This is a genomic window from Actinophytocola sp., assembly GCF_045807065.1.
GTDB lineage: Bacteria > Actinomycetota > Actinomycetes > Mycobacteriales > Pseudonocardiaceae > Actinophytocola.
Map to the genome: position 1 here is coordinate 18,793 of NZ_JBJMIE010000154.1, position 11,079 is coordinate 29,871.

General features: G+C 71.4%; 9 protein-coding genes. 7 read left to right on the plus strand and 2 right to left on the minus strand.

Annotation, left to right across the window (positions count from 1 at the left end; translation table 11 throughout):
- The first annotated feature begins 3 nt into the window (after positions 1-3).
- The 7 genes from ACJ73U_RS09130 to ACJ73U_RS09160 all read left to right on the plus strand — a co-directional run bounded on the left by ACJ73U_RS09130 (position 4) and on the right by ACJ73U_RS09160 (position 9,468).
- The gene (locus ACJ73U_RS09130) at positions 4-1,116 is read left to right on the plus strand and encodes a methyltransferase domain-containing protein (RefSeq protein ID WP_407777110.1); all 1,113 of its coding nucleotides are present in this window, start codon (positions 4-6) and stop codon (positions 1,114-1,116) included.
- 45 nt (positions 1,117-1,161) lie between these two features.
- A complete protein-coding gene (locus tag ACJ73U_RS09135; RefSeq protein ID WP_407777111.1) occupies positions 1,162-1,770 on the plus strand; it encodes a hypothetical protein in 609 nt (202 codons plus the stop codon).
- A complete protein-coding gene (locus tag ACJ73U_RS09140) occupies positions 1,767-2,405 on the plus strand; it encodes a hypothetical protein (RefSeq protein ID WP_407777112.1) in 639 nt (212 codons plus the stop codon). Before ACJ73U_RS09135 ends, ACJ73U_RS09140 begins: the two co-directional genes overlap by 4 nt.
- On the plus strand, positions 2,402-3,502 hold the full coding sequence (locus ACJ73U_RS09145; RefSeq protein ID WP_407777113.1) for an acyltransferase family protein: 1,101 nt from the start codon (positions 2,402-2,404) through the stop codon (positions 3,500-3,502). Before ACJ73U_RS09140 ends, ACJ73U_RS09145 begins: the two co-directional genes overlap by 4 nt.
- Positions 3,468-4,676, plus strand: a complete 1,209-nt coding sequence (locus ACJ73U_RS09150) for an SHOCT domain-containing protein (RefSeq protein WP_407777114.1) — start codon at positions 3,468-3,470, stop codon at positions 4,674-4,676. Before ACJ73U_RS09145 ends, ACJ73U_RS09150 begins: the two co-directional genes overlap by 35 nt.
- Before the next feature lie 102 nt (positions 4,677-4,778).
- Positions 4,779-5,909, plus strand: coding sequence for an SHOCT domain-containing protein (locus tag ACJ73U_RS09155; protein ID WP_407777115.1), 1,131 nt, complete (start codon positions 4,779-4,781; stop codon positions 5,907-5,909).
- Positions 5,910-5,916: 7 nt separating this feature from the next.
- Positions 5,917-9,468 carry a glycosyltransferase gene (locus tag ACJ73U_RS09160; protein WP_407777116.1) on the plus strand — a complete coding sequence of 1,184 codons (3,552 nt, stop codon included), beginning with the start codon at positions 5,917-5,919 and terminating at the stop codon, positions 9,466-9,468.
- Here ACJ73U_RS09160 and yidC read toward each other — a convergent pair.
- Both yidC and ACJ73U_RS09170 read right to left on the minus strand, forming a co-directional pair.
- Complete coding sequence (gene yidC, locus ACJ73U_RS09165) at positions 9,465-10,271, minus strand: membrane protein insertase YidC (RefSeq protein ID WP_407777117.1); 807 nt, start codon at positions 10,269-10,271, stop codon at positions 9,465-9,467. The two genes, ACJ73U_RS09160 and yidC, sit on opposite strands and share 4 nt — an antisense overlap.
- Before the next feature lie 92 nt (positions 10,272-10,363).
- Positions 10,364-10,678, minus strand: a complete 315-nt coding sequence (locus ACJ73U_RS09170) for a DUF6412 domain-containing protein (RefSeq protein ID WP_407777118.1) — start codon at positions 10,676-10,678, stop codon at positions 10,364-10,366.
- Positions 10,679-11,079 lie beyond the last annotated feature (401 nt).

Sequence of the window (11,079 nt, forward strand, 5' to 3'; positions counted from 1 at the left end):
GCCATGGCAGTGGACCGGCTGAAGTCGACGTGGGAAAACCTCGGCAGGGTGGACCCGTTGTGGGCGGTGCTCACCGATCCCGAGCGGCGGCACGGGGGGTGGCAGGTCGACGACTTCCTCGCCACCGCGACGGAGCCCATCGCGCGGGTGCGCAGGCTGCTGGAGGAGGCCGGGCTCTCGCTCGGCGACCGGACGCTCGACTTCGGCTGCGGTGCCGGGCGACTGGCCAACGGCCTGGCCACGCACGTCAAGGAGGTCGTCGGCGTCGACATCGCGCAGTCGATGATCGACGAGGCGAACCGCATCAACCAGTTCCCGGACCGGATCTCGTTCGTCGCCTACGACGGGCACCGGCTGCCGTTCGCGGACGAGTCGTTCGACTCCGTGGTCAGCCTCATCTCCATCCAGCACTCGCCGCCCGCCGTGCAGCTGGCCTGCCTGGTCGAGCTGCAGCGCGTCGTCCGGGACGGCGGGGTGCTCGTGTTGCAGATCCCGTTCCGCCCGAGCCGGCCGGAGGACCTGCCGGAGTCGGCGATGCGGGCGCGGATCGAGCTGCTCGACGTGCCCAGCCCGGTCGGCGTCGGGCAGGCCGCGCCGGTGCGGGCCCGGGTGACCAACGTCAGCGACCGGCTCTGGCCGGCCGGGCGGTTGATCCGGCTCGGCAACCACTGGCTCCGCGACGGCGAGCCGGCACGCTGGAACGACGGCCGCACCGACCTGCCGCACGACCTCGCGCCCGGTGCCGCGGTCGAGATCGAACTGCCCGTGGTCGCGCCGGACGAGCCGGGTGAGTACGACCTCGAGCTGGACGTCGTGCAGGAGGCCGTCGCCTGGTTCGCGGAGGCCGGCGGCGAGACGGTCCACACGCGCGTGACCGTGGTGCGGGAGACCGTCGCCGAGGTGCCCGCGCTCAGCCCGCAGAAGGAGCTGGTCGTCGACCCGAAGCCGGCCCCGCGCGGGCGCGACGACGGCGGCATGGAGATGTTCGGGATGGACTCGGACCTCGTGCGCCTGCTGTTCACGCACTGCGGCTCGGAGATCGTCAACATCGTGCCGGACGACATGGCCGGCGGCGAGTGGGAGAGCTTCACCTACCTCATCCGCCGCGGTTCGTAGCTCTTCACCCGGACCAGCGATGGCCTGCGCCAGAATGGGCGATTGATGCGCATCCACATCGTCGTCCTGGTCCACGTGCTGCTCGCGGCACTCGCCGTGGGCGCGATCGCGGTGTGGGGCACGGGTGCCGACCCGGCGCTCGCCGGCCAGCGGGTCACCGTGCCCGACCGCGACCCCCGGCTGCCGGACAACCCGGAGCGGCTCGCGATCGTGCGGCCGCCGGGCGTGCTCGTGACGGACACCGCCACGGTCAAGCAGGGCACCGCGCCGTCCGTGCTGCCTGAGGGCGAGGCGGAGGTCCTCACGGACGCGGGCGTGGTCGAGGTCAACGCGTACGTCGCCCGCGAGGACGGCATCACCCAGGGCCTGTGGCAGATGTCGGTCCGCGACGGCGGCGATCCGCGGCAGGCACTGCGGGCCATCGACGACCTGTACGCGGCCGGCGGCTGGCGGCAGGCCCCGACGCCGGACCGGGACGTGCTGGTCCGCGAGCAGCGGCCGGCCGGGGGCCAGCGGTTCTCCGGCTACCGCGCGCACTACGTCCGCGGGCCGTATCTGATCCGGATCGAGGCCTACGGGACCGACCAGGCGAAGGTCGACGACGCCTTCGCCACCCTGGCGGGAAGGCAGCTGGCGCAGTGGCCGCCCCGGTGACCGCCGACATCCGGACGGTGCCGGTCACGCTGCTGCGGGCCGGGGCCGCGCTGCTCGGCGCGTACGGGTACGTCCTCGGACTCTGGCTCGCGCGGCACGGCCTGAACCCGGAGCCGGTCGCGACGGTCCGCGAGTGGGTCAACCGGCCACTCGGCCTCGGTGAGGACTTCGGGCCACTCGCGGTCATGCTGCTGCTGGCCGCCACGGGCTACGCGATCGGCGGCCGCCGGCCGGTACGACTGGTGCTGACGGCCGTGCCGGCGCTGGTGGCGACGGCGTGCGTGTGCTTCTTCGTCTACCACGACATGGCCCGGCTGCTGGAGTTCCTGCCGCTGGTCCTCATCGGACTCGTGACCCGGTGGACGCTCGGCGGGACGCTGCCGACCTGGGCCGGCGTGCTGCTCGGCGCCGCCTGCTTCGGCGCGGTCATCGCCGCCGACGACGCCCTCCCCGGGCTGCGGCGGTGGTGGTACCCGGTCGCGGCCACCTTCGCGGCGCTGCTGTTCCTCGTCGCGGTCCGGCCGGGGCCGACCGCCACCGCGGTCGCGGCGCACCCGGTCACCCGTGGCCTCGCCCTGGTCGCCGAGGTGCCACTGCTGGTCGGATCCGCGCTCGCGCTGGTGGTCGTCCCATGAGGTACCTGCACGGCCTCGACGCCCTGCGCATCGTCGCGTCGGTCATGGTCGTCTACGACCACCTCCACGGCTGGTTCGCCTCGGGCGGGCAGCGGTGGCGGTTCGACGAGAACCTCGACGCGGCCGTCCTCGGCCCCCTCCGGCTCGACGCGCTCATGGGCGCGTTCGGCATCTGCACGTTCTTCGTCGTCAGCGGGGTCGTGATCACCCACGCCGCGTTCCGCGAGAGCCCCGGCCGCTTCGTCGCGCGCCGGGCCGTGCGGATCGTGCCGCTGCTGTGGGCGGTCGTGCTGCTCGTGTGGGTCCTGGCGGTCGTGCACGTGCCCGCCGGCGTCACCGGCCCCGTCGACGTGCGCGACCTCCTCACCAACCTCACGCTCACGAACTTCTTCGTGCCGAACCAGACCGGGCTCGACCTCGTCACGTGGACGCTCGCCGTCCAGATCGCCTACTACCTGTTCGTCGCGGCCACGATCCCGCTGCTGCGGCGGTGGCCGTGGCTGCCGCCCGCGCTGGCCGTCACGGTCGTCTCGGTGCTGCTGTCCGTGGTCCACGACGAGTCGACACCCGCCACGCACATGCTGCGGGTGATCATCACGTTCCTGCCGATCCTCTTCATCGGCCAGCTCGTCGGGCTCGCGCGGCTCGGCAGGCTGCACCCGCTCGCCGCGCTCGCGTACGGCGTGCTGCAGTGCCTGCTGCTCGCACGGGCAGACATGACGAGCGATCTCACCCCGGCTATTCCTGGATACACCCGAATGGTGGTATGCATAGCGCTGCTCGTGATCGTCTGCTGCCGGCTGGACGGCGGCCTGGTCGCCGGGCGGTGGACGAGAGGCGTAGCGAACAGAACTTATGCGGTCTTTCTGGTGCATGTGCCGGTTCTGTACGTGACGCCTCACCTACTCTCGACAACCACAGGTACGACACTGGCCTTCCTCATCGCGATAGTCGCTACCGCGGTCGTCGCTGACCTGCTGTACCGCTTCGTCGAGGTGCCATGCGTCCGGTGGTATCGCAAGTGGGAAAATCGCGGACGCAACTCCGCAGAAAGGGCGCCGGATGACCTGGCAGGAAGAGTTGAGGCAGCTCGATAGCGCGCTCGCCGGCGGGGAGCTCTCGGCCAACGAGTACCGCAAGCGCCGGGACGAGATCCTCGCGGCGGCCTCGTCCGCGCAGCCCCCGTCACCCGTTCTGGGTCCCCCGGGCGAGCTCCCGCTGGCCGACGAGCCGGACCACACCAGCTCGTTGAACGCCGCACACAGTGACACCCCCGACACCCCCGACCTCGCCGAGGTCACGCAGGTGGTCAACGTCGAGGGTGCCGGCGAGACCGAGGCGGACGTGACGCAGATCATCACGGACCCGACCAAGCCCCCCGACAGGGGCAACGGCACCAGCACGACCAACGGAGCCGGCGGCGACAACGGGGTCGAGCGCACGCAGGTGGTTCAGCCGGTCACCGGGGAGCCCGCCTCCCCCGCGATGCAGCAGCCCTGGGCCACCCTGCCGCCCACCCACCAGTCGCAGACCAACGTCGGCACGTTCCCGCCCGTGCCACCGCAGGTCGGCGGTCCCGCGGTCACCCCGCTCGACGCGCAGGACCTGTTCACCAGCAACAAGCCCGCCCGCACCGGCCCGAAGCCGTGGGTGATCGCCGTCGTGGTGGTCGTCGTGCTGGCGGTCGCCGGCGGCGCCGTGTGGTTCTTCGGCTTCCGGGACAGCGGCGGCAACGACACCGCCGGCCAGAAGACGACGCAGAACTCCGCGCCGGGCACGGGCTCGCAGCCGGAACCGGTCGACATCACCAAGATCGAGCTGCCCGGCGACCCGGCCTCGAACACCGGCGACATGGACATCACGCGGGCCAGCCAGCTGGCCGTGATCGCGCCGTCCGAGGCCACGCTGCTCGCCGACGCCGGCGTCAAGCAGCTGACCTACTCCGGGTACTCCGAGCAGAACTACCGCTACCTGCTGTACGCCTACAAGAGCGACAGCGCCGGCGCGGCCAGGGACCTCACCGGCAAGGTCCTCGACGTCCAGAAGCAGCTCGGCTTCACGGACACCCGGCTCGACGGGGTGCCCAAGGGCGTGACCGTGACGACGGTGAGCAACAAGGACGCGGCCGCCGTGCGCGGCGTCTACACCTACGGTGACGTCACGATCCAGCTGAGCGTGCTACAGGTCCCGCTGGGTGAGGCGAACGATCTCGGAGCCCACTTCCAGCAGGCGATCACCGCTGTCACGGACGCGGCTCCGCCCGGTAAGTAACCGGCCACCCGACACCGTCGTCGCACACTCCACCCAATAGTCTTTGCCAGGTCATGCGGGGTAGCGCGCGGCGGTGCACCATCTGTGTTGGAGGGCGACTTCATGTCCTGGCAAGACGAGCTCGCGCAGCTCGACAGTGCGCTGGCGTCCGGTCAGATCTCCGCGGACGAGTACCGCACCCGGCGCGACCGCGTCATCGCCCAGGCCTCCGGCCAGAGCGCGCCGGAACAGCCCCAGCAGCCCCAGCAGCAGGGTGGCGACCCGACGCAGGTGTTCCGCCCGGTCAACCCGCAGGCACAGCAGCCGGCGTTCGGGGACCGCACGCAGATCGTGCCCGGGCAGGGCGGCGACCGCACGCAGGTCGTCGGCCAGGGTGACGCGGACAGCACGCAGATCGTGTCCAACAAACCGGTTCCGCAGTTCCCGCCGCGGCCGGTACCGCCGCCGTGGGAGACCCACCAGCCCCAGCAGCCGAACATGAGCCCGCCGCCGTGGGCGAACGAGGAGTTACCTCCCGAGTTCGGGCAGCAGAGCTGGCCCCGGCAGGGGCCGGAGGTCTTCGAGGAGAAGTCGGGCGGCGGCACCGGCAGGACCGTCGGCATCATCGTCGCGGTCGTCGTGGTGCTGGCGCTCGTCGGCGGCGCCATCTGGTTCTTCGGGATCCGGGACAAGGGCAACAACCAGGCCGACAACGGTGGCGGCGGGACGAGCCAGACCCAGGAGAAGACGACCACCACCACGTCCCCGCCGCCGAACGTGCCCGACGGGCCGTTCGTCGAGCTGCCCGGCGACGAGGAGCTGCTCAACCACACCTTCTCCATCCAGGAGGCGATCGCCAACCATCAGCCCGCCGCCGGCGAGCCGGAGCTGATGCAGTCGGTCGGGGTCGCCGAGATCGGCGGGCTGGTCACCAACGAGAACGGGCTGCGGCGCGGCATCTGGGCGTTCAAGCTCGGTAACGGCGCGGATCCGGCCAAGGTGCTGAACGCGATGGACGGGCTCTACGAGCAGGCGAAGTACGAACTGGTCAAGCAGGACGACGGCGTGCTGGTCCGCAAGCTGGTGACGACGGACCCGCAGAGCGGCCAGCAGGTGACGGTGTTCCGTGCCCATTACCTCACCGACGGCTACATGGTCCGCGTCGAGGTGTTCGGTCCGGACTCGGCCAACGTCGAGTCCGAGTTCACCGACCTGCTGGCGAAGGAAACCAAGAAGTTCCCGCCGGCCTCGTGACCAGTAGATGACGATCGACTACGCCAACGGAGCCGAGTCGGCGGTGCTGGCGGCGTTGCGGGCCGCGCAGGACGTCTCCGCCGGCTCGACGGAGCTGTCCGCGCTGGTCACGTCGTGGGAGACGGCCTACCACTTCTCGCCGTCCCGGCTCGGCCTGCTCGCGCCGCTGCGGATCACACCCGGGCTGCGGGTGGTCGACCTCGGCTGCGGGTCCGGCGTGCTGTCGCGGGCGCTCGGTGAGGCGGGTGCCTCGGTGCTGGGCATCGAGGGCGTGCCGCCGCGGGCGGACGCCGCGCGGGAACGCTGCCGGGACCTGGCCGACGTGCGGATCGTGTCGTCGACGCTGACCGAGGGTCTCACCGGTGCCGGGCCGTTCGACCTCGCGATGATCTGCGGGGTGCTGGAGTACGACGACCCGTACACGCTGCTGCCGGCGGTCGCGGACTCGCTGACGGACAACGGGGTCGTCGTCCTCGCGATCGAGAACCAGCTGGGGCTGCGGTACCTGCTCGGCGGGGTCGAGGACCACCACGACAAGGCGTGGATCGGGCTCGCGGACTTCCCCGGTGCCGGGCGCAACCCGCGGACGTGGACCCGCCGGACGCTCCAGGGCCTGCTCGCCGGCGTCGGGCTGACGGCGCAGCGGTGGCTGCTGCCGTACCCGGACTACAAGCTGCCGAGGGTGGTGCTGGACGAGAACGCGTTCCGGTACGGCCCGGAGTTCGTGGAGAAGCTCGTCCGCGACCCGTTGCAGGGCTCGTTCGGCGGCAACGACGGCGTGGTGTCCGGCCGGACCGCGCACCGCCTCGCGATGGCCGAGGGCATCGGGAACGTCGTCGCGCCGTCGTTCCTCGTCGTCGCCGCCCGCTCCCCCGGCGCGCTGTCCACTGTGGTCGATCCGGGGCTCGCGTGGTTGGTCAGCGGCGCACGGCGGCCCGTGTGGCGGCGAACCCGCCGGCTCACCACGGACCTCACGCTCCAGACGGTCCACAGCGGACTGGGTGACGCGCGTTCCTGGCTGCGGCAGGAACACCAGGTGACCGAGCCGCTGCGGCCGGGCCGCGCGATGGACACCTACCTGCTCGACGCCATGCGCACGCACGACGTCGGCGAGCTGGCGCGGCTGCTCGGCATGTGGCGGCAGACCTGCCTGGCGCAGGCCCGCCCGCTGGACCCGGCGAACCTGCCCCACCCGTACCTGCCGCACCGGCCGAACGTGCCGGTCCTGCCGCCGGACCACCTCGACGTGCACCCCGGCAACCTGATCATCGGCCCGGAGGGCGTATCCCGCGTCGACCGGGAGTGGCACGCGGGGCACGGCGTCGACGCGGAGCTCGTGATGCTGCGGGCGCTGCTGGAGTTCGCGCGCGAGGTCGTGCAGGGGCACTCGCCGCACCCGTGGCCGGCGCGCACAGTGCACGACGTGTTCACCGAGCTGTGCGCGCTGACCGGGCTCGGCGACGCGTTGACCGAGCGGTGGGCCGAGCTGGTCGCGGCCGAGGCGGCGTTGCAGGAGCAGGTGACCGGGCACCCGGCGGAGCGGATCGCCGTGGCCCTGGAGCACGACGTGCACGCCGACCACGGCGAGCCGCTGTGGCAGTTGGCGGGCGGCATCCGGGCACTGCGGGCAGCCGGCGACGCACGCCGGGCCGCCGAGCACGAGCGGGACGTCGCGGCCGCGCGGGCGGAGGAGCTGGCCGGCCGGGTGGCCGAGCAGAACGCGCGGGTCGACGACCTCACCGAGCGCCTGCAGCAGACCGAGCACGGGCTGGCGATGGCCCGCTCGGAGCTGGACCTGAAGGACGACCGCATCGGGCGGGCGTTCAGCGAGCTGGCCATGGCGGTCGAGGAGGCCACGCGGGCGTGGGAGGCCAACGAGCGCACCGAGTCGGCGCTGGCTGACGTCCGTGCCGAGGCCGCCGACCTGCGCTCCCGGCTGGGCCGGACGAGGGCGCGGCTGGACGCGCTGGAGAACTCGTCGCTGGTGCGGACCGCACACAGGTCGGTGTGGCCGGCGGGCCGGTTGGTCCGCGGGCTCCGCGACCTGGCCTTCGGCCGGCCGGGTGACGAGCCGGACGGCCTGCTGCGCAAGCTGGGTCAACGAGCGCCGAAGCTGACGTCCCTGGTGGCGGGCCGGTACCGGGCACGGGCCGCGTCCGCGCGGGAGGCCGGTCTGCACTACGACCTGCCGGTGCCGTCCACGGTGCCGGTCGGCGCGGGTCAGGTGCTGGAGCTGACCGGCTGGGTCACGCACGCATCCATCGGCGTGCGTTCGGTTTCGGTGCGGGCCGGGTCACGCGAGGTGCCGGCGAGCCGGGGGCACTACCGCCCGGACGTCGTCGCGGCGCTCCGACCTGGCGGCATCCGGGTACCGGACGGAAGCGGTGTCTCCGTGCGGATCCCGATCGCGGGGGTGGACGCCCCGGGTTCGCTCCCGCTGGAACTGCGGGTGACGCTGGACGACGGAACGGTGCTGTCGCGCGAGCTGCCGACGGTGTCCCTGGTGGCCACGAACCTGGAGCCGGTGCCCGCGCGCTGGCCGTCGGACGGCCCGAAGGTCGCGATCTGCATGGCGACTTACCGTCCGGACCGCGTGTTCCTGGCCCAGCAGCTGGACTCGATCCGCGCGCAGAAGCACACGAACTGGGTGTGCGTGATCTCCGACGACGCCTCGGGCGACGACCACGTGGCGGCGATCCGCGACCTGGTGGACGGCGACGACCGTTTCACCGTGGTGGCGAACGAGGAGAACGCCGGCTTCTACCGGAACTTCGAGCGCGCACTGACACACGCACCGGCCGACGCGGACCTGATCGCACTGTCCGATCAGGACGACGTGTGGGACCCGGACAAGCTGGACACGCTGATCGACCGGTTCGACGACCCGGCGGTGACGCTGGCGTACGCGGACATGCGCCTGATCGACGAGCGGGACGAGGTGGTGGCGCAGTCGTTCTGGCGCCACCGCCGCAACCAGTGGACCGACCTGGACTCGATGCTGCTGCTGAACACGGTGACGGGCGCGGCGAGCATGGTGCGCGCGGACGTCGTGCGGGAGCAGGTGCTGCCGTTCCCCCCAGGCACTCCGTCGGCGTTCCACGACCAGTGGATCGCCGCGGTGGCGCTGGCCGCGGGCCGCATCGAGTTCATCAACCGCCCACTCCACTCGTACCGCCAACACGGCGACGCGGTGAGCGGCCGCCGCGACAACCGCCTGGACGAGGGCCTGGCGGGCCTGGGGTTCCTCCGCGTCGCCCTGCGCCGCGAGGCCCCGGACCCGGACCTGGAGGCGGTGGCGGAGTACGAGCTGCGTCGCGTTGCCCAGTTCACGACGGTGTTGCTGATGCGCCAGTGGCACCGGCTCGAGGCGGTACGGGAACGCCTGGCCGAGCTGACAAGGGTGGAACGAGACCTGAAGCCCCTGCTGCGCCGAACCCGCGCCAACCGCACGGAAACCGCCGGCGCCGAACGCCGCCTGCTGGCAGCGGCGGTGCGGTGGAAGTCCCTGCGCGCCAAGCGGTTGCGCCTGCCGGTACTCCCACCGCACCCGCTGGACTAACGCCGCTTGGGCTTCTGCCCGGGCCGCGGCCCGGCAACCTTCTTCCTGGACTCCGCGGCCAGGGCCTCCTCCCGGTCGACCCGCGCGGTGAGGAAGTGCTGCTGCCCGAACGTCCACACGTTGTTGGCGAGGAAGTAGAGCAACACCCCGATCGGCACGGGGAAGAGGAACCCGGACACGAGCATCCCACCCGGCGCCAGGTACATGAACAGTTTGCTGATCGCGGCGACCTGCGGGTTCGGGTTGTTCTGCCGCCGCATGCCCATCCGCATGGACAGGAAGGTGGCGCACCCGGCAACGAGCATGAGCGGCACCCCAACCGCGATCATGTGCGCCCGGTCAGTCCCGAACCGCGCGAGAACGGCGACGGGTTGGTGGATCCAGTTGCCGAGCTTGGCCCCGAAGACATCACCGTTGAGGAAGGAAACCACACCGGCACGATCGAAGGCGTGGTTGGCCGGGGCACCCGGGGTGAAGTCGCGAAGGACCCAGTAGAGGCTGAGGAAGACGGGAATCTGGAGGATGGCGGGCAGGCAGCCGGCCAGGGGCGTGGTGCCGGCATCGGCGTGGAGCTTCTGGATCTCCTGGGTCATCCGCTGCCGGTCGTCGCGGTACTTCGAACGGATCTTCCGCACCTGCGGCGCAAGCTTCTGCATCTTGCGAGCGGCACGAAGCTGACCGAGCGCAGGCCTGATCAGCAGCACCCGAAGGCTGAAAACGAGGAAGAAGATCGCCAACACCCAGGCAAGACCGGCGTCGGGCCCGAACAGAACACCGAAGAGCGCGTGCCAGAACCAGAGCACGGCGGAAACAGGGTAGAGAAAGATGTCGAACAAGGGATTCGCTCCGTCTACGAGACATGACTACGGACAGGCGGAAGCGACTACCTGTGAGATCAGGCAGCCGCGCTGTCCGGTGACGGAGCGCGTGGCCGAGTACGCCCACGCGCATCGGGATCACGCAGCCGAACGAAGTTGGCGAGCCGAGCACGCTCCCGCAGACTGATGGTGCGGACGTGCATGGGCACAGCGGCTTCAAGCCGCCCCTGCAGCACAACGGCAACAACAAAGGCGGCAGCGATACCGGCGGTCAGGGCCGTGGCCAGGCCGAGCGCCCCCTGCCCGTCAAGCGCGGGCAAGGCAAGGAAGAGCGCAGGCAGGAAGAGGGCAAGCACCAGCTTGACCCGCATCACCACCGAGAGGCGCCCCACACAATCACTGTACCGCCACCGGAAGGCAAGGCCGGGGAAGTAGATGCGGGGCAAGCAGAACTGAGGAATGACAGAGGCGCCCTGAGACCCGCAGCAGCCAAGGAAACGAACGCGACCCAAGCCCAGTTGCCGAAGCGACGAACGCGATCCAGGCCCGTCGCCAAAGTGACCGAGCCGAACCCAGCCCCGTGGCCAGGGTGGCGAAACAGACCTCCCCCAAGGCAGTTCGGTGGTGGTGGCGGGGGCAAGGCAGGCAGGCGCCAGCCTGCCCCCGGAGGGGCCTGCCCAGGGCGGCGGAGGCTCGCGGGTCAAGGGTGACGGCCGCCAGGCCGTCATCGGGCGAAGCCCGACGCCGAAGGCGCCCTTGACGCGTGAGTCGCCGCCCGTACAATCCCGCCACC